This is a genomic window from Proteus genomosp. 4 str. ATCC 51469, assembly GCF_003144375.1.
In the GTDB taxonomy this organism is placed as follows: domain Bacteria; phylum Pseudomonadota; class Gammaproteobacteria; order Enterobacterales; family Enterobacteriaceae; genus Proteus.
Genome location: NZ_PENV01000023.1, coordinates 15,021 through 33,815 on the forward strand (window position 1 = coordinate 15,021; position 18,795 = coordinate 33,815).

At 37.6% G+C, this 18,795-nt stretch carries 17 protein-coding genes; 9 read left to right on the forward strand and 8 right to left on the reverse strand.

Annotated elements, in window-relative coordinates; all coding sequences use genetic code 11:
• Window positions 1–601 precede the first annotated feature (601 nt).
• Together chiP and DK866_RS17855 are read left to right on the forward strand one after the other, a co-directional pair.
• Window positions 602–1,996, forward strand: coding sequence for a chitoporin ChiP (chiP, locus tag DK866_RS17850; RefSeq protein ID WP_099075900.1), 1,395 nt, complete (start codon window positions 602–604; stop codon window positions 1,994–1,996).
• Between the two features lie 482 nt (window positions 1,997–2,478).
• The gene (locus tag DK866_RS17855; RefSeq protein WP_109410001.1) at window positions 2,479–3,321 is read left to right on the forward strand and encodes a DUF817 domain-containing protein; all 843 of its coding nucleotides are present in this window, start codon (window positions 2,479–2,481) and stop codon (window positions 3,319–3,321) included.
• An 83-nt stretch (window positions 3,322–3,404) separates the two neighbouring features.
• Here the strand turns inward: DK866_RS17855 and fur are convergent, their stop codons facing one another.
• From fur to ybfF, 4 genes are all read right to left on the reverse strand, one after another.
• Entirely contained in the window at window positions 3,405–3,851 is a 447-nt protein-coding gene (gene fur / locus DK866_RS17860; RefSeq protein ID WP_006537692.1) for a ferric iron uptake transcriptional regulator, read from the reverse strand.
• A 189-nt stretch (window positions 3,852–4,040) separates the two neighbouring features.
• Window positions 4,041–4,568 (reverse strand): flavodoxin FldA, encoded by a 528-nt coding sequence (fldA, locus tag DK866_RS17865; protein ID WP_109410002.1) that lies wholly within the window; start codon window positions 4,566–4,568, stop codon window positions 4,041–4,043.
• Window positions 4,569–4,839: 271 nt separating this feature from the next.
• Window positions 4,840–5,148: a LexA regulated protein gene (gene ybfE / locus DK866_RS17870; RefSeq protein ID WP_109410031.1), complete on the reverse strand. Its 309-nt coding sequence runs from the start codon at window positions 5,146–5,148 to the stop codon at window positions 4,840–4,842.
• A gap of 203 nt (window positions 5,149–5,351) precedes the next feature.
• Window positions 5,352–6,134 (reverse strand): esterase, encoded by a 783-nt coding sequence (ybfF, locus tag DK866_RS17875; RefSeq protein WP_109410003.1) that lies wholly within the window; start codon window positions 6,132–6,134, stop codon window positions 5,352–5,354.
• Window positions 6,135–6,594: 460 nt separating this feature from the next.
• Here ybfF and seqA point away from each other — a divergent pair, with 460 nt between their 5' ends.
• The 7 genes from seqA to DK866_RS17910 all read left to right on the forward strand — a co-directional run bounded on the left by seqA (window position 6,595) and on the right by DK866_RS17910 (window position 11,697).
• Window positions 6,595–7,146 (forward strand): replication initiation negative regulator SeqA, encoded by a 552-nt coding sequence (gene seqA / locus DK866_RS17880; protein ID WP_072070220.1) that lies wholly within the window; start codon window positions 6,595–6,597, stop codon window positions 7,144–7,146.
• 74 nt (window positions 7,147–7,220) lie between these two features.
• A complete protein-coding gene (pgm, locus tag DK866_RS17885) occupies window positions 7,221–8,861 on the forward strand; it encodes a phosphoglucomutase (alpha-D-glucose-1,6-bisphosphate-dependent) (RefSeq protein WP_109410004.1) in 1,641 nt (546 codons plus the stop codon).
• Between the two features lie 146 nt (window positions 8,862–9,007).
• Entirely contained in the window at window positions 9,008–9,490 is a 483-nt protein-coding gene (locus DK866_RS17890) for a DUF1456 family protein (protein ID WP_109410005.1), read from the forward strand.
• A 155-nt stretch (window positions 9,491–9,645) separates the two neighbouring features.
• Entirely contained in the window at window positions 9,646–9,888 is a 243-nt protein-coding gene (locus DK866_RS17895; RefSeq protein ID WP_109410032.1) for a type II toxin-antitoxin system ParD family antitoxin, read from the forward strand.
• The gene (locus DK866_RS17900) at window positions 9,881–10,174 is read left to right on the forward strand and encodes a type II toxin-antitoxin system RelE/ParE family toxin (RefSeq protein ID WP_109410006.1); all 294 of its coding nucleotides are present in this window, start codon (window positions 9,881–9,883) and stop codon (window positions 10,172–10,174) included. Before DK866_RS17895 ends, DK866_RS17900 begins: the two co-directional genes overlap by 8 nt.
• Window positions 10,175–10,520: 346 nt before the next feature.
• Window positions 10,521–10,727: a YbfA family protein gene (locus DK866_RS17905; protein WP_072070216.1), complete on the forward strand. Its 207-nt coding sequence runs from the start codon at window positions 10,521–10,523 to the stop codon at window positions 10,725–10,727.
• 226 nt (window positions 10,728–10,953) lie between these two features.
• Entirely contained in the window at window positions 10,954–11,697 is a 744-nt protein-coding gene (locus DK866_RS17910; protein WP_109410007.1) for a type 2 GTP cyclohydrolase I, read from the forward strand.
• Window positions 11,698–11,769: 72 nt separating this feature from the next.
• On the opposite strand, the gene DK866_RS17915 is transcribed toward DK866_RS17910, so the two are convergent.
• From DK866_RS17915 to DK866_RS17930, 4 genes are all read right to left on the reverse strand, one after another.
• Window positions 11,770–13,842: an SWIM zinc finger family protein gene (locus tag DK866_RS17915; RefSeq protein WP_109410008.1), complete on the reverse strand. Its 2,073-nt coding sequence runs from the start codon at window positions 13,840–13,842 to the stop codon at window positions 11,770–11,772.
• Window positions 13,839–14,993, reverse strand: a complete 1,155-nt coding sequence (locus tag DK866_RS17920) for a VWA domain-containing protein (RefSeq protein ID WP_109410009.1) — start codon at window positions 14,991–14,993, stop codon at window positions 13,839–13,841. Before DK866_RS17920 ends, DK866_RS17915 begins: the two co-directional genes overlap by 4 nt.
• Window positions 14,980–17,562, reverse strand: coding sequence for a DUF5682 family protein (locus DK866_RS17925; RefSeq protein ID WP_109410010.1), 2,583 nt, complete (start codon window positions 17,560–17,562; stop codon window positions 14,980–14,982). The genes DK866_RS17920 and DK866_RS17925 overlap by 14 nt, the downstream gene beginning before the upstream one ends.
• 98 nt (window positions 17,563–17,660) lie before the next feature.
• Complete coding sequence (locus DK866_RS17930; protein WP_109410011.1) at window positions 17,661–18,770, reverse strand: ATP-binding protein; 1,110 nt, start codon at window positions 18,768–18,770, stop codon at window positions 17,661–17,663.
• Window positions 18,771–18,795 lie beyond the last annotated feature (25 nt).

Sequence of the window (18,795 nt, forward strand, 5' to 3'; positions counted from 1 at the left end):
TAATAGAATGCTCGGTAATTAGTTATCGAGCATTTTTTTATCTGTTTTCTTTCTAATTTTGTACAAATTTTCATCTGTTTATATTTAGTATTTATTCTTTTAGGATCAATTAATCTCAAATTTTTCATTCCAAACGATAACTTTTTATTTATTTCATTTGAAATAATTAACTTGTTATCACTTTATTCTTCCGTTTTTTCATAACATTTCATTCAATAAGACTGTAGTAAGAAAATTGTGATTGAAAGCACATATTTTACATCGTTAAAAAAGCTTATTTATAAGCACTACTTATTATTCCTTTTAATAAAAACGAAATCTAATATCGTTTAAAGATTAGTCTAAAAAATTAAATTAAATCAATTTGTTATGTTTATTTTTAATGAGAGCTTATAAAAGCAAGAAAATGAAACGATCATTTAGTTATGTGCCCTTGGTCATATTTTGATAAAAATTCTTTTTTTTTGGTTGATAATTCGCGTCGCGAAAAATATGCTGTTTCTAACCTAATTTAGGTTTTTTCCCCACTTGGGGTTTTATATTTGGAAATAGGCATTGTGCTTATTTCTTTTTTAGTCAAAGTCAAAGAGGAAACAATGCTATGGTTATGCAACATGCTAAACCAGGCAGGGTGGCACTTGCCGTTATGGGCGCATTGCTTGTAACTGCACTACCTGCAAAAATGTCTCATGCTGAAGGATTTATTGATGACTCAACCTTAACAGGTGGTCTTTTTTATTGGCAACGTGACCGTGATAGAAAAGAGTTAACACCAAATAGTCCTGATTACGGTAAATACAAAGCCAACCTACACCATTCTACTTTCAACGCTAATCTAGACTTCTCATCAGGTTATCTAGGTGATTTTATTGGTATTGATTTAGCAGCCTTTGGTGCAGCTGAATTGAATAATAGTGGCCCTGCTGCACCTAATGAAATCGGTTTTAGTGATGCAAAAAGTCGCTGGGATGAAAAATGGACTGGCGATCGCAGTGGTATGAGCGTTTATAAAGCAGCTGCGAAATTCAAATTAGGCAACTTCTGGGCACAAGGTGGGTATATTCAACCTAAAGGCCAAAGTTTATTGCGTCCACATTGGAGCTTCTTACCAGGAACTTACCGTGGTGCTGAAGCTGGTGCAGTCTTCGATTTCGATAAAAGTGGTGAATTATCTTTCTCCTATATGTGGACAGATGAATACAAAGCACCATGGTATCGGAATATGTATAACTTCCGTAAAGCTGATCTAGAAACGAATATCAGCTATCTTCACTCTTTCGGCGCCAAATATGATTTTAAAAACAGCCTAGTGTTAGAAGCTGCATTTGGTCAGGCCGATGGTTATATCGATCAGTACTTTGGTAAAGTTTCTTATGATTTCCCAATTGCTGACAATGCATTAAGAACGTCTTACCAATTCTACGGTGCTAAAGATAAAGTGACCGGTGGTGGCGTTAATGATGTTTATGATGGGCTGGCATGGTTACAAGCACTGACTTTTGGTTATACCTACAATGTATTTGACTTCAAAGTAGAAGGAACATGGGTTAAAGCTGAAGGTAATCAAGGTTATTTCTTACAACGTATGACTCCGGGTTGGGCGACATCAAATGGTCGTCTTGATGTGTGGTGGGATGGCCGTTCTGACTTTAACGCCAACGGTGAAAAAGCACTTTATGCGGGTGTAATGTATGACCTGAAAAATTGGGATCTATCTGGCTGGGCGGTAGGTACCTCTTATGTTTATGCATGGGATGCTAAGCCAAGTGGTAAAGCCATTTATGATCAAGGTCAGCGCATCAGAGAAAGTGCATGGAATGCGGATATTATGTATACGGTTCAAGAAGGTCGCGCTAAAGGGACACTCTTTAAGCTTCATTATACCCGTTATGATAACCATTCCGATATCCCAAGTTATGAAGGTGGTTTTGGTAATATCTTCCAAGATGAAAAAGACGTTAAATTTAACGTAATTATGCCATTTACTATTTTCTAATATCAGAGTGAGGATAAAGTGTATTAATTGCACTTTATCCTGAATAAAAATAAAAAGCTAAATACGATTACGATAAGTAAAAATAACTAATAGAAAGAGTAGGGATAAATTAAAAAGAATAAATATTATTCTTAAAAATTAGCCTCGTTAATAAAGTGAAGTAGTCAGCAGTAGTAAAAAGTAGAAGTAAAGTCGTCATGTCATGTTATGTCGTCTGAGATAAATGTGAGTGGGTTATGTTTATCTCTTGTGCTTCAGTTATTTCGCAAAATTTGCGTAAGGTATTTACCCTAAAAGGCAGTCAGAGTGGGTATCGTAGTGGGGGGTAAATACCTTTATTTTTAAATCCTTTCTTTTTCGTCCTTTTCATCCTTGTGCGTTTTTTCATTCTATGGCAAATTTCTTCTCATTCATTTTATCTCTCCTTAATTTATTATTCTGCATTGAATACTATTTAATAATGCACGTTTTCAGGAAGAAACATGTTAAAGCGATTGGATGATTTTTTATTAGAACCACCATTGAAGCCTTTTAAAGGTATAAAACGATTTATTGTTGAATTTCTTTTTTTTGGTGTGAAAGAAGCGCGTTCTTGTTTATTTGCGGGATTTTTCTTTTTTATTTTATTTGCAATACCAAGTAAAGGAATATTAGGGATACCTCGTTATGACGTTTTACTTATTCTCGCTATTGCTTTCCAATTATGGATGGTATGGGGAAAACTCGAAACATGGGATGAATTAAAAGCGATCTGTTTTTTCCATATTGTTGGTTTTGTGATGGAATTATTTAAAACATCAGCGGCAATTGGATCGTGGAAATACCCTGATTTTGCTTACACTAAATTGTGGGAAGTCCCTTTATTTACAGGGTTTATGTATTCCGCGGTAGGAAGTTATTTAATTCAAGCATGGCGTTTTTTAAAAGTACGAATTGAACATTATCCACCTTATTGGATGGCAACTTTGGTTGCGCTCGCTATCTATATTAATTTCTTTTCTCATCACTTTATCGGTGATTATCGCTGGTATTTAACTGCCTTTATTTTAGGTCTTTATGCCCGTAGTGTGGTTTATTTTACGCCTTATGATACAGAGCGAAAAATGCCACTATTATTGGCTTTTGTTCTGATAGGTTTCTTTATTTGGCTTGCTGAGAATTTCGGTACATTTTTTGGCGTATGGCAATATCCTAACCAAATTGGTGCTTGGTCTGCTGTACATGCAGGAAAATGGGGCTCTTGGTCACTGTTAGTCATTGTTACATTTACTATCGTGGTTCATTTAAAACATATTAAACACAGTATCAGTGTGGCTAAGTACTAAGTAGAGTTATCCTCGGATTTTAGGCAATAAAAAAGGAACTGTAGACAGTTCCTTTTTTTTACTGAGAGATTATCCAGAATGAATTATTTCTCATCATGTGCGTGGCTATCTTCTTTACAATTGCCTTCAGCACAGTGGCCATATAAATAAAGGCTATGATTGGAAAGCTTGATACCATGACGTTCAGCGATGTTTCTTTGGCGCACTTCAATCGCATCATCTGTAAACTCGATAACTTTACCACAATCAAGACAAATTAAATGATCGTGATGGTGTTGTTGAGTTAATTCAAATACTGATTTACCACCTTCAAAATTATGTCGGGTAACAATACCAGCATCGTCAAATTGGTTTAAGACGCGATACACGGTTGCCAGACCAATCTCTTCACCGATATCGATGAGTTTTTTATAGAGATCTTCAGCACTGACATGATGGCACTCAGGATCCTGGAGCACTTCCAAGATCTTTAAGCGAGGAAGTGTAACTTTTAACCCAGCATTTTTTAACGCTTTATTATTGTCGGTCATGCGGATTTAATCCTGTTGCTAATGGTGAATTTAATTTTTGTGCTCACTAATAGGGTTGATTCATTAACACTCGGGTGAATAAATAACCTTATTGATTATAGGCATGATATTTAAAAATAAACACCCCTACCTATCACACTATCTTAGCACACCATTGAATAATTATCATTCTCAATATTGAGTATTTATTTATCCCAGAATTTCATCTAGGCTCATTTCTTCTTTGATTTGAGCAACCCAAGCATCAACACGCTCTTCGGTTAATTCTGGTTGACGGTCTTCGTCAATCGCAAGGCCGATAAAGTGATTATCATCTGCAAGCCCTTTAGAGGCTTCAAAATGGTAACCTTCTGTTGGCCAGTGACCCACAATGACAGCACCACGAGGTTCAATAATATCGCGGATTGTGCCCATTGCATCACAGAAGTATTCTGCATAGTCCTCTTGGTCGCCACAACCGAACAGTGCAACCAGCTTACCGTCAAAATTAATATCTTCTAGTGTTGGGAAAAAGTCATCCCAATCGCATTGTGCTTCACCATAATACCAAGTAGGAATACCTAGTAACAGAATATCAAATGCTTCGATATCTTCTTTACTGGATTTTGCGATATCATGAACTTCGGCATTATCAGCCCCCAGTCTTTCTTGAAGCATTTTGGCAATATTTTCAGTGTTGCCGGTATCACTGCCGAAGAATATACCTATGATTGCCATAAAGTGAGATAACCTCTTTTATTCTATATTCGTTATACTTCAAATTGTTGCGTTGTTGGCTCCGTTAATTCGTACTAATTACATACTTTGTATGTACCAGTAACGCCTTTACTTACCATCTAGCCACACTTCAAAATAGTTAGAGTATATTTGTCTGTGTTTGAACAATTACTAGTGAAAAATAAACATCTTGTTTTCATAATAGAAAACTAAAAAACGTATTTTGACGAAAATAGCAGTGTAATTCTGTCGAATTTGTGTGGTTTAGCTGCTAGCTATTCTCATTTTGATGTATTTTCAAGGCGTGATTTTGCGCCAATTGTTCTAGTAATATTTCTTCAATAAGCTCGCTACGGCTAACATTTCTTGCAGTCGCCAACTCATTAAGTGCATTCACAGCGTCCTCATTTAATTTCAACTCAACTCGACGTAAACCATTGACTCTGTCTCGTCTTAATTGGTTGCGTTTATTAATTCTAAGCTGTTCATCCCGAGAAAGCGGGTTTGTTTTAGGTCGCCCAGGTCTGCGTTCATCTGCGAACAAATCCAGTGTGGTGCGATCAGTTTGTTCTTTTGCCATAAATTTTGCTGTGAAAGGGCGTATACCAATGACTAAATTGCGAAACGCCCAATAATACCCCACATAGTGGCGTCCTGCCACTGCTTCCTGAGTTTAACCTATTGTCATTTGGTCTTTTTATCGACAGATTGCGTGATTAAGTATAATAATTATACATTCAGCTAAATTATTACTTTCTTAATGGCGTCACTTTAGGCAATAAATTAAGCTTTGGATAAAAAACGACGAATAGCGTTAATAACAGTGCTAGGCTTTTCTGAATGTACCCAGTGTCCAGTATTTGCTACGACAAAAGCGCTAGCTTGCGGAAATTGGCGTGCAATATCATTACGATATTCATCTAATATGTAAGGTGATAAACCACCGCGAATAAATAGCACCGGATAATTCCAAGCAGGAACGTCTTTCCAACCAATAATGTCTGAATAAGCATTTTTGATTGCAGATAAATTAAATAGCCATTCACCACTTTTAAATGATTTAAGTAAAAACTGAATAACTCCCTCTTCTTTAATAAAGGGACTCATAATTTCTACTGCATCTTGACGTCGTGTAACTTGAGCTTTAGTGACGGCTTCGAGTGCCGCAAAAATGTTATCGTGGCGACGGACATTGTAAGCTACAGGTGACATATCTATTACGACAATGCGAGCAATTCGCTCTGGTGCTAATGCTGTCATTGCCATTGCTATTTTCCCCCCCATGGAGTGCCCAATAATGATGGCATTTGAGATATGTAAACTATCAAGTAATGTAAGTACATCTTGTGCCATATCTTGATAGTTCATACTTTCGCTATGAGGAGAATGCCCATGATTACGCACGTCAATTTGGATCACGGTGTGGTCTTTGCGTAGATCACGCCCTAATACGCCTAAATTATTTAAGTCACCAAAAAGACCGTGGATCAAAACAATAGGTAAATCGGATGCAGGTGCTGTTTCAGGTTGATGTAATTGATAATTTAATAATGTATTGAGTTTCATGTTAATGACCAAAAAATAATTGCGATTTTTCTATGATGACATGCACAAGGTGCTAAGCCAACTTATCGTAATAATATGCGTGAGTGATTAAGAGCAGAAATAATTGATAAGGTAAATTTATAAAAAACTAGATAAATAGCATTATCTAGATATTTATTCTAAACTTATTTAAAAAGTTGAAATCTTGACATTGCTCAAAAATAAATATTTAGAATTTTATATTATTTGATGGTTGGTGTGGTGTGAGAAGGCGGTATTTGAAGCAGGCTTTGTTTGAATAAGTTCAAAGAATAGAAGATGATACCGAGATAAACAATAGGATAAATACCAAGCTTAGCCATTGAAATGGCTGGATCTTGTATAGATCTTCTTTAAGTTATTGAAATTTTACCTATTTTGTTTTTAAAGATTATATCTTATAATCCTAATTACTTTTTTTTGAAAACAGTACTGGGTAGCAATGAAAAAGATAGAAATTGATGACGAACTTTACCGCTATATTGCTAGCGAAACTAGACATATCGGTGAAAGCGCTTCAGATATTTTAAGGCGTCTACTGAAGCTTGATGCCAAACAGCCCGTACAGCCAGTCGTTGTCACTGAGTCAGTACAAGCACCTGTTATTAAACAGGAAGCTGAACCTAAATCGATTACACCAGCAAAAAATCCGGTCCGTGAAATGCGAGAACTGTTGTTATCTGACAGCTATGCAGAAAAAACAAAATCAGTTGATCGTTTTTTACAGATCCTTTCTACGTTATATAGCCTAGATAGTGCTACTTTTACTCAATCTGCTGAAACAGTACATGGACGAACACGCATCTATTTTGCTGGTGATGAACAAACATTACTCGATAGTGGACGTCATACAAAACCGCGCCATATTTCAGGCACGCCATTTTGGGTTATTACTAACTCCAATACAGAGCGTAAAAGAACAATGGTACAAAGCATCATGCAGGATATGCAATTCCCTGCGAATGAGATTGATAAGGTGTGTGGAACTATCTAACCACTATTGTTAATTGATGCATTGCAAAGGCTTTTGTTTAAAGCGTGCTTGTGATGTCAAATAGGAGAAGATTTGTGGCAATTCATCCAAGAGCAGGGCAGCATACTCGCCAAAGTGATCTGATTAATGTGGCGCAATTAACGTCGCAATATTATTCACTTAAACCACAAGCTAGCATTAATGCTCATCGTGTGAAGTTCGGTACATCTGGCCATCGCGGAAGTGCAAATCGCCATAGCTTCAATGAAGCCCATATTTTGGCAATTGCACAAGCTATTGCTGAAGTACGTGCAAAAAATGGAGTAACAGGGCCATGTTACGTGGGTAAAGATACTCATGGACTGTCAGAGCCTGCATTTATTTCTGTTTTAGAAGTACTCGCTGCTAATAAAGTGAAAGTGATTATTCAAGAAAATAATGGCTATACACCCACACCGGCAGTCTCTTTTTCTATTTTGACTTACAACAATGCACATCAAGATATTGCTGATGGTATTGTGATCACGCCATCACATAACCCACCTGAAGATGGCGGTATTAAATATAACCCATCAAATGGTGGGCCTGCTGATACCGATTTAACTTCTGTTATTGAAAAACGTGCTAATGAACTGCTTGAAAATAATTTAGCAGGGATCAAACGTCTTTCTTATGATGAAGCCTTGGCGAGTGGTTATATTGAAGCTCAAGACTTAATTATGCCTTATGTCAAAGCGTTAGGTGACGTTGTTGATATGGAAGCTATTAAGAAAGCAGGCTTAAAATTAGGTGTTGATCCATTAGGTGGTTCTGGTATCGAGTACTGGAAACGCATTGGTGAATATTATGGTCTTGATCTTGAATTAGTTAACGATCAAGTCGATCAGACATTCCGTTTTATGACGCTCGATCATGATGGCGTTATTCGGATGGACTGTTCATCACCTTGGGCAATGGAAGGTCTATTGCAACTGCGTGATAAATTCGATTTAGCTTTTGCTAACGATCCTGATTACGATCGCCATGGTATTGTGACACCTTCTGGTTTAATGAATCCTAACCACTACTTAGCGGCTGCAATTAACTATCTTTTCCGTCATCGTCCACAATGGGCTAAAGATGTAAAAGTGGGTAAAACATTGGTTTCAAGTGCAATGATTGACCGTGTTGTGGCAGATTTAGGTCGTGAACTTGTTGAAGTACCTGTTGGCTTTAAATGGTTTGTTCAAGGTTTATTTAGTGGTGAGTTTGGCTTTGGTGGTGAGGAAAGCGCGGGTGCATCTTTCTTACGCTTTAATGGCAAACCATGGTCAACCGATAAAGACGGCATCATTTTATGTCTGTTAGCTGCTGAAATGAAAGCGGTAACAGGCAAAGATCCGCAAGAGCATTACAACGAATTAGCACAACGCTTTGGTTCACCAAGCTATAATCGTATTCAAGCATCAGCAACTCATGAACAAAAAGCGCTGTTGTCTCGCTTATCACCTGAAATGGTGACAGCAAGCACATTAGCAGGCGATCCGATTACTGCACGTTTAACACATGCATCAGGTAATGGCGCATCTATTGGTGGCTTAAAAGTGATGACTGATTACGGTTGGTTTGCGGCTCGACCTTCTGGTACTGAAGAAGCATATAAGATTTACTGTGAAAGCTTCCGAGGCCCTGAGCACCGTGAATTAATTGAAAAAGAAGCGATTGAAATAGTAAATAATGTTTTTGCTAACAAATAAGTTAGTGCAATAAACTATTTATATAGAATACACTCTACCCAAAGGTAGAGTGTATTTTTTTAATTATTGAATATTTTTAGATCACAGCATTGATATCCATCATTGAGGTTGATTTAGAATTAAAAATAGAGTGGATAATCAATACAATGCAAAATAATTTTGTTTTACGCAGCGTACGTTACATGCTGGATCTAAGTGATGCACATGTTGTTGAAATCATGAAACTAGCTGATTACACCGTCACGAAAGAATTAGTCAATAGTTGGCTGAAAAAAGACGATGAACCTGAATTTGTCGAGTGTGATGATAATGCGATGGGACATTTTTTAGATGGTTTAATTTTTTATCGTCGCGGAAAAGATGAAAATTTCCCAGCACCTGAAGTTGAAAAGCGCATCACAAATAATATTATCCTAAAAAAACTGCGTGTCGCTTTTGAATTAAAAGATGTGGATATTCTAAAGATTTATGAGCTTGCTGACTTCCGTGTTTCTAAGCCTGAATTAAGTGCTGTATTTCGTAAACCAGGACATAAAAACTACCGTAACTGTGGCGATCAGCTTGTGAGATACTTCCTGAAAGGGTTAACCGAAACCCTACGCGGTAAAGGTAAAGTAGTTAAGAAATAAGTTCAGGGTATTTTAAGCTATAAAATTCTCTATTTACTGATGACACCCCAAAATTGGTTTTCAATATTGGGGTGTTTTTTTATGGTATTAGCTGGCAAATTAATAAATTTATTGCTACTGTTGTATTACTAAGTAATACAATGTGGGAAGGATTTATGGCACGAGTAACTAGCGTAACTTTGGGTGAACATTTTAATGGTTTTGTTGGTGAAATGATTAATTCAGGACGTTATGGAAATACCTCTGAGGTAATCAGAGATGCTTTACGTATGATGGAAATCAGAGAAGAACGGGTCAAAATAGTTCGTAAAATGGTACTAGATGGTGTGAATTCACCAGAGAGTGAAAACAACATGGATGATATTTTTGCAAGAGCTGAAAAGGACTTAAATGTATAAACTCTCTAAATTAGCAGAAGAAGATATTTATCAAATTGCACGTTATACCATTCAGCAATTTGGTGTAACTCAGGCAAAAAAATATCATAATGAGTTACAACAGACTTTTGAGCTACTTGCTCGAGCATCTTGGATTGGGCGAGAGTGTAATTGGGTATGTGACGGTATGAGACGACTTGAGTTTAAAAAACACTCAATTTATTATCTACCAAAAAATGGTACCTTATTTATCGCTCGCCTTATCCATCATTCAATGGATGTGGATTTTCTTGATTTCCCTGAATAAGTATTTCATTACTCACTGCTAAATGTATTCTTCAGTTGTATATTATTAATACTAAAGCCCGCATTCTTGAATATCCTACTTATCTTCTCTTATTTGATTTTTTCTTTTTTGATAATTTATCCTCGAAATTATTTACTACAACTTTCATTAAGTAAAAATACCGATCTCATTTTGTTAATAATCATGTCAATTATGTTTCATTTTTGTTTCTATTATGAAATTTAATTACATATCAAGCAAAATAAAGGTGATTTTTCGCACGAATTTAGTGGTCTGATCAGTAGTAAAATTTCATCAAATGAGGTAAAATTTCAACATCAAATTAATCTCTATACAGGAGAGCACTATGCCAGCTTATAACGAATATACAAAAAAACATGTTTTGGCCCGTCGTACTGGTGCTGTTGCGCTAGGTGTTGCGGCATTTCCTGTTATGGTTTTCCATCCTAAACGTGCACAATTTTATAGCTATATACACCGTGTATGGTCTAAAACAAGTGATAAACCAGTTTGGCTGGCAAAATCAGAAGTGGCATTAAATAGCCACAAATAACAGAACATCAAAATAACGCTTACATAAGTAGGCGTTATTTTTATCCCCTCTTTTTTAAGCATTTTTGTAATGCTATCTTCTCGTTTTTTCTTAACTTCAAATAATCTGCAAATTTTACGTTACAATAAAGAATAATGGTTTACTTAAACGGATGCTTTTAACCTATTGCTATTTATTAGATTGTTATATAAATAGTGGCATTCGTGATGATAGGGAGATGAATGAAATGAAGAACTCTGATCTGGAACGAGTGATTAATGAGAAACTAAGCATTGAAAACTTTCAAGATTATGCACCTAATGGCCTTCAAGTTGAAGGACGCCCTCATATTCAAAAAATAGTCACGGGAGTGACCGCCAGCCAAGCATTACTTGATGAAGCAGTACGATTAAATGCAGATGCGATTTTAGTTCACCATGGTTATTTTTGGAAAAATGAGCCTGTTGTTATTCGTTCAATGAAGCGTAATCGCTTAAAGACATTGCTTTGCAATGACATTAATCTTTTTGGTTATCACTTGCCGTTAGATGCGCACCCAATCTTAGGAAATAATGCTCAATTAGCGTTAAAAATGGGGGTTAAAGTTGAAGGGGAAATATTACCTTTAGTGCCTAAAGGCGTGTTTGATTTACCTTTAACACCTCTTGAATTAAAAGCACGTTTAGAAAAAGCGTTACAACGCAATGTATTGCATTGTGGTGATAATGCACCTGACGCTATTCGCAGTATTGCGTGGTGCACAGGGGGCGGACAAGGCTTTATTCAAGATGCTGCAGAGCAAGGTGTAGATGCTTTTGTGACAGGTGAAGTCTCAGAACAGACTATTCATATCGCAAGAGAAATGGGCGTTCATTTCTTTGCTGCTGGGCATCATGCAACAGAGCGTTATGGTATTAAAGCATTAGGTGAATGGCTGGCTCAAACACATCATTTAGATGTGACATTTGTTGATATTGATAATCCAGCATAAACCCATTATTTATTCTCATCTTAAAAGCTATCTCTCTTTAATTTGAGAGATAGCTTTTTTCGCTAATACCAATTACTCGTTAAGTTGAATAGGTAACGGACTTTGTAATTGTTGCAGATTATCGCATAGCCAAATTAACTGTAATAACGCCCGTGAGTCGCGGGAAGTTAACGCCAAATAATAAGCTAATTGATCAGCTATTAATGTCATTCCTAAATCATCTGCGGTGTGTTTGCTTATTTCTAATTGCTCTTTTTGCATTTCTGAAAGTAATTCTCGTCCAGTACACGCTTGAGCTTCTAATACCGATAAAATAGGGCGACAGAACTTTTGTGCTAGAGTCGGTTCACTGTGATGCATTGCTGTTTGTTGCTTACGTTTAGCCATATATTCTTGAATACGACTAATAAAGCCTGATTGTTTTTTCTTACGTGGAAATTGGTCAAAATCGAGATAAAACAGTTCAATGCCTTTTTCTGTTTTGATCCAAATAGTCGTTGGTAACAAGTCTATATTGAGATCACGTCGAACGGGTTGCACTGTGATTGCGACAATTTCTAACTCTTTTTTGGTAAGAAAGCGCAACTCTTCTAGATTATTTTGTGTTGTTCCTTCCCAATAAAGGCGCAAGAATGCTGAATTCTCATGATTATCTGACACTTCCCAAATTATGCATTGCTCTACTTCATACCAAATTAAAGGTTTATAGTTTTTGATATGCAAAACAAGAGGGGAAAGAAACCCTTCTGTTTGATGGGCAAAGTAATCAGGTAAATCTCGCCAATTATTGATGCCTAGCTCAGTTTGTAAATTGTTGTATTCCGTCATATCAAGAAAGTCTGCTTGATTTTGAGCAAAACTATCACCAATAGTGGCGAGTTTTCCTTCATCAGAAATACGAGGCTCTTGTAATAAAAAAGGACGACGCATTAATTTATCCGCAGTTTGTTTCCATAATGACAAACTGTTCCAAACACCATAACGATTAAACAAGGTATCGAGCTGATTAGGGCGCGCTTGTGTCGCTTGTAATAACTGTTTTTCTTCGCTATCCCAAAAGGTAAACGTTGCTCCTAATGCGCCACTTTGTGCTGTCCACCAATTTGCTCCAACCGGAATAAGGGAAAGGCTATTTTTTTTATCATCATATTGACGACGAAGTTGCCCTCGTAACACTTTTAACTGTTCTGGTGTCGCATTAGATAATTGGAATAGATAGGCAGAAATATGGGCTAATAAACGCAAGACATTGCTTTCATCCATAGTGAAATGTCTTTCTGCCAACAGTTTGACTTGAGTGCTTAATGTTCGTAAATAAGACGCTAAACGAGGTAAACCTTCTGCTCGAGCGGACATATTTAATAAGTGCAACTGTGTGGCACTGCTTAAGCTAATATGTGATAGCCCTTGGCGTAATAAATCATAAATAAATTGTTCAATGGTATTAATTAGCGCTATTTCTTCATCATTCAGGGGACGTTTAGAAGATTGCGCCGTCATTAAATCTTCTGGCCACGCCCAAGGTTTCGAGTATTGCTCAAATAATTTAGCCACGATAGCAAGATGAAAGGCTTTTTTCTGTGAGTCGGAAAATGGTGATAACATGCCATCGTAACCACTCGCTTGTAAGAAAATAACAGGTTCATTTACATCAGGAAGTTGAATTTTTAACTGAATTCCTGTGTCTTCTAGATTGAATATTATATTTTCCCATTGCTCAATTAATTTAATTGCTGCCCGACAGGCTGGTTTACCCGCTTTTTTGATTAATACTTCTGGATCAAGAGCAAATAATGTGGGTAACAGAGGGATGATTTCAACAGGCTCAGTAATGGTTTCTGATGATATTTCATCACTATTATTAATATTTGAATTATCAGCATTATTATTAGCTTGTAGCCATAAAACGGCGGCTAAAATATGTTTACAGCAACCAGATGCAGAACAATCGCAACTGGCTTGTTGAATACCTGCTTCGTGTAAAACAACATTTTGTCCATCACTACTGAATTGCCCTGTATTGGCATCAGTGAGTGATACTTTTTCGTTATCAACGTCTTTTCTTGCGCGTCTTAATAATCCTGCATTAGCAAATACAGTGAGCGCATCTTCATCGTAATGAAAGTAAACGGTTTGCCAACTCATTGCATTACCTCTGCTAGCCATTGTGCGAAATGTTCTGGTGTTAAGGCGGCAACTTGCATACCTCTGTCCGCAAGTTTTTGTGCAATCGCAGAGTCATAAACAGGTTGAGCTTCATCATCAAGTGCCGCAAGCCCTAATAATTTAACTTGTTGGCTATTAAGACGTTGTGTGCAATCTAATAATCGGTTTAATGAGCCACCTTCTTCAAAGTCACTGATTAGTGAAATAACGGTACGTTTAGGGTTTTTGACTAAACTTTCACAGTATTGCATTGCACCTGCAATATCAGTACCGCCCCCTAATTGTACGGTCATTAAAACCTCAACAGGATCGTCTGCTAAATGAGATAAATCGACAACTTGAGTATCAAAAACCACTAAAGAGACATTAACGGCAGGCAATGAAGCTAAAATACTGGCACAAACAGCTGCATACATAATGGAACTAGACATTGACGCACTTTGGTCAACGCAGAGAATAACATCCCACGGAAAATGTTGTTGCATCCGTGAGTTAAAATAAGGTGTTTCAATGACTAAGCGACGATTTTGGGTATCGTAATGTTTTAAATTTGCAGCAATAGTTGCGCGCCAATCAAAGTTGCGACTATTAGGCACCAAAGAGCGTCTAAAGCGATTACGACGTCCCGTTAATGATTGGCGAAAATTATTACGAATTTGACGTAAAATATCTTCAACCACTTTGCGAATAATAGTTTTAACAGCATCTCGTGTTTCTTCGCTCATTCGTCCACGTAAGCTTAATAGTGTTTTGGCTAACGCTTTTGTGGGCTCCATTGCTTTTAACGTATTAGGATCTTTAAGAAAGCTACTGATTTGATAACGTTCAATAGCTTGTGATTGCATACGTTCAAAGGTGCTATTAGGAAATAGCTTACGTGCTTGATTTAGCCAGTTTACCGCGGTAAGTTGCGATGCATCGAGTGAACCATGGCGTCCTCGCTCTTGGCGAAGCCCTCGGCGCTGATATTCTCGGCGATAGAGAAAGTCGAGTGTACGTTCAACTTTTAAATCATCAGCATTAAAAGTCGCTTGCCCAAGAGCATCATCCGCATATTGACCTAAAATCAGGCGCCAGCGTTTTGCTTGTTGTATTTTATCTTCAGGCATATCGTCATTATGCTGACTCATAGGCATTGTCTCCTTTCTCTGCTTTCTTAGTATCAAACCAAGAAATTATGCCTTGCTCCGTTATACGCTGTTGCAGTTTTTGATTGAGTTTAGTGGCTTCAATCATTTGTTTGGCACTAAATTCTGACTGCCATAATGATAACGCTTGTGTATCTAAACCAATATCGTTGGCAATATATTGTGCAAGCTCTGCATTTTGCTTGGGATTAAGTTGGCTAAATGCAAAACGCAGATCAGGTAAGATCTGAATGAAACGCTCTTCATCCCATTGTTGTAACAAGGTATTTAAGTGATCAACCAATAAAGGTAAGCGGATCACAAGCTCTGGTGCTGTTCGCATAATCCCGACAAAATAACCAATAGCTTGTTCAGGAGAACTTCCTGTACTAAACGTGGCATTTAATGCGTTTGTCAGCGTAGTTTCATCAATATATGAGCCTAAATAGCGCAATGCATCAACAGCACCTTTTAATAAAGGAACTGCATCTAGTTGACCATCAAGGCGATTAAGTTGCTGATAGAAATCGCTTTTGTAATCATGAGGATTATTGAGTGATGGCATAAATTCAATCAGTTCACGTAAAGAGAGCAAAGCTTGTAAATTGCTTTCTTGTTGTTGTTCATCACCTTGAGCGAGTTGTTCTAAGCAAAAAAATGCTTGAGGGATAACTTGATGTAGTCGATTTTCCAGTGCTAGCTCATCGGTAATATCAAGGTATTGACGACCTCGCCATAAATGGATCAATTTATGTCCACATTGAGTTAATGACTCAAGGCGAAAATCTTGCTGAATATAGCTATCTAATAGTTTAAAGAGTGATGGAATGCGCTGGTGGAGGCCAATTAATGCTGCTTGTGTTAATAAAGTGACAGCACTTTGACTTGAGCGACCTTGGCCTTGTTCTTCAAGCTGTTTTTCCATAGATAACAACTTAGTTAAGGCGATAGCTTCAAGTTGTGAGCCTTTCTCTGATAATGAAATCAGCTCTCCTTCCACATTGGGTGTCCAAGCGTATTGCCACTCTTCAAACAATAAATCCAATTGATGACCAGAAAGAAAGTCAGGGCCATTGATTCGATGTGCAAAGTGAATTTCTAAGAAAGCCAGTAAATGTAAAAAACGACTTCTTAAGCGATGTTGAGGGTTGCGGTAAACATCACATTTAGTGGTTTTTGCTAATGTATCATCAAGTTTAAAACGAAAACCTCTGGCACGTTCATAGGTTTCATTTACCAACGGTGGTGTTGCTGTACCTAATGGAATTTTGCCTAATAGATAGCCGGAAAAACAGGTTTTAATTTCTGTCCATAACTCGCTTTGGCTATCATCTAAACTGCCTTTAATAAAGGCACTTTGTAAACCATCAAGCAAATCATAGCGACCCATACCAGCATGATCTCTAAGTAAAGCAAGGCGTAAACTTTGCTCGGCAGCCAGTTTTACGGCTAAATAACTAGGTGGATTATCAAATTGTTTTTCTCTAATAGATTGAGCCACTGAGCTTAAAAATGCGATCCCCATTTTATTGCGATAAATTTGTGTTGGCTGTTTAGCAAGAGCATTATTTTCTAATTTATCATGATGTTGTTGCATCAAACTTTGCCAAACTTGTTGATAAAAAGCCGGAGATGGCATACCAGAAGCATAGCCATTAAGTGCATCTAATCTGTCAAAACTGTAACGAATAAGCCAAGCTTGTTCTTTTTCGGCCATTCTTTGCATTTTAGTGAATTGCTTTTGCTCTGTGCTAGAAATGGCGAAAGATTGAGATTGTGAATCAGCTAGACCTTCAATTAATGCAAGGGTATGAAATCCTCCAGTTACAATTAAAATCTTGGCATTGGGCTCTTGTTGTTTGATGGTTTTAATATGAGTGAGCATATGTGCTTCACGTTGCGAAGAACCTTCTGATTCAAGTACTTCTGGCTCATAATCAAGACGCGCAAGAGCACACCAAATAAAGGTATCATTAAAGAGGGCTTGCCAATCAGCTAAAGCTTCAATGTTGCGTAGCTCAAAAAGATGCTCCCAAACATCATCGTGATCACGGCAATGACATTTTTTGGCTAATTGTGCAATAAATTGGCTATGGGCTAAATAACGTTCTTTTTGTAAGCTGCGACTTTGTGAATCACTATACTCTTCGTTATTAACTTGAGCCGCCCATGGTAAATCGATAAAGCGTGTTTTTGCATTGATGCGTAAACCACCTCGTAATGCCTGCCATTCAGGAGAATATTCACAAAATGGAAAATAGGCAGAGTGCAGTGATTTTTCTCGCTCTTCTTGGTTACCATCATTATGCAAATATTCTGCTTGCCCCATAATAGCCACCGGAGGCAGGGTGCTTTTATCAGTCAGGCTTGGAATAAGAGAATTAAAGGTATCAGGGCCTTCAATTAATATATAGTCAGGCTTTACCGAATCAATTAGTGATAAAACAGCATAAGCACAAGCGGGGCTGTGATGGCGTACAGGGGCAAAATAGAGATGTTGTTGCTGTAACGACGTCCATTTCAGTCGTGCTTGGTCAATTCTTTCTGGCAAAGGTATTGAAGGTAGCGTCACCGTGTCGATCCCTTTTCTGGGTGAAAAGGCAGAGTCAGTAAACTCTGCCTTTAATTGATAAATAACGTATTTATTGTGTAGCAATTAATCTCAGCGTGTTATTGCCAAAACTCTTTTGATGCATCAAAGAATGCTTTCCACTCTTTACTGTTTCTTGCGCGTTCTCTAGCTACATTGTCCATGTAATAACGAATACGTTTAATATCATCAGCATTATCTTTTAATACAACACCGATTAATTGGCGTGCAATCGCACCAGCATTCATTACGCCATCACCTAAATAATGTGCTTCTAAGGCACAAGCATAAGCAATGTTCACCGCTTCTGCGGTAGACATAACTGCATCAGGGGTTTTGATATTACCGCCATCTTGTGTATTACCTGAACGTAATTCTTGGAATGTGGTTACCAGTAATTCCACTACATCAACAGGTACTGTCACTTCATTAGCTAAAGAGCCTAATTCATTTTCTAGCTGTGATTGAATTAAGCTGATTTCAAATGCTGGATCACGAATGGGTTTTACCGTTTCGAAATTAAAACGACGTTTTAATGCGGCAGACATTTCGTGGACACCACGATCACGTAAGTTTGCTGTACCGATAAGGTTAAACCCAGGTTTTGCACTAATACGCGCACCATCACCCATTTCGGGGATCATTAACTGTTTTTCTGACATCAAAGAAACCAGTACATCCTGAATTTCAGGGGGACAACGGGTTATCTCTTCAAAACGAACAATTTTACCTTGTAACATACCTTGATAAAGCGGCGATCCCACTAAAGCGCGCTCTGTTGGGCCTTCTGCTAATAACAACGCATAGTTCCATGAGTACTTGATGTGATCTTCTGTAGTGCCCGCAGTGCCTTGAATAGTTAATCCTGAATCACCGCTGATGGCGGCAGCAAAAAGCTCTGAGAGCATTGATTTTGCTGTACCTGGCTCACCAACTAGCATTAAACCTTGCTTGCCTAATAATGTGACAATTGCGCGATCAACCAAGGCATCGTCGCCGAAAAACTTAGGTGTGATACCTAATGCATCATCACCTAAAATAAATTGGCGTACAGCACGAGGAGAGCGAAGCCATCCTTGTGGTTTAGGATTATTTACATCTGCTTTTGTTAAACACTCTAACTCTTGAGCAAATCGAACCTCAGCACTTTCCCTGATTGCTTGTTGTTCTGCGGGTGCTTTTTTAGCCATATTCTTTCCTAGTTATCCCTAATTA

What these genes read in the sequence shown, in the direction of transcription:
- chiP (WP_099075900.1), top strand. Translation starts at nt 602, where the DNA reads ATGGTTATGCAACATGCTAAACCAGGCAGGGTGGCACTTGCCGTTATG.
- DK866_RS17855 (WP_109410001.1), top strand. Translation starts at nt 2,479, where the DNA reads ATGTTAAAGCGATTGGATGATTTTTTATTAGAACCACCATTGAAGCCT.
- fur (WP_006537692.1), bottom strand. Translation starts at nt 3,851, where the DNA reads ATGACCGACAATAATAAAGCGTTAAAAAATGCTGGGTTAAAAGTTACA.
- fldA (WP_109410002.1), bottom strand. Translation starts at nt 4,568, where the DNA reads ATGGCAATCATAGGTATATTCTTCGGCAGTGATACCGGCAACACTGAA.
- ybfE (WP_109410031.1), bottom strand. Translation starts at nt 5,148, where the DNA reads ATGGCAAAAGAACAAACTGATCGCACCACACTGGATTTGTTCGCAGAT.
- ybfF (WP_109410003.1), bottom strand. Translation starts at nt 6,134, where the DNA reads ATGAAACTCAATACATTATTAAATTATCAATTACATCAACCTGAAACA.
- seqA (WP_072070220.1), top strand. Translation starts at nt 6,595, where the DNA reads ATGAAAAAGATAGAAATTGATGACGAACTTTACCGCTATATTGCTAGC.
- DK866_RS17890 (WP_109410005.1), top strand. Translation starts at nt 9,008, where the DNA reads ATGCAAAATAATTTTGTTTTACGCAGCGTACGTTACATGCTGGATCTA.
- DK866_RS17895 (WP_109410032.1), top strand. Translation starts at nt 9,646, where the DNA reads ATGGCACGAGTAACTAGCGTAACTTTGGGTGAACATTTTAATGGTTTT.
- DK866_RS17900 (WP_109410006.1), top strand. Translation starts at nt 9,881, where the DNA reads ATGTATAAACTCTCTAAATTAGCAGAAGAAGATATTTATCAAATTGCA.
- DK866_RS17905 (WP_072070216.1), top strand. Translation starts at nt 10,521, where the DNA reads ATGCCAGCTTATAACGAATATACAAAAAAACATGTTTTGGCCCGTCGT.
- DK866_RS17910 (WP_109410007.1), top strand. Translation starts at nt 10,954, where the DNA reads ATGAAGAACTCTGATCTGGAACGAGTGATTAATGAGAAACTAAGCATT.
- DK866_RS17915 (WP_109410008.1), bottom strand. Translation starts at nt 13,842, where the DNA reads ATGAGTTGGCAAACCGTTTACTTTCATTACGATGAAGATGCGCTCACT.
- DK866_RS17920 (WP_109410009.1), bottom strand. Translation starts at nt 14,993, where the DNA reads ATGAGTCAGCATAATGACGATATGCCTGAAGATAAAATACAACAAGCA.
- DK866_RS17930 (WP_109410011.1), bottom strand. Translation starts at nt 18,770, where the DNA reads ATGGCTAAAAAAGCACCCGCAGAACAACAAGCAATCAGGGAAAGTGCT.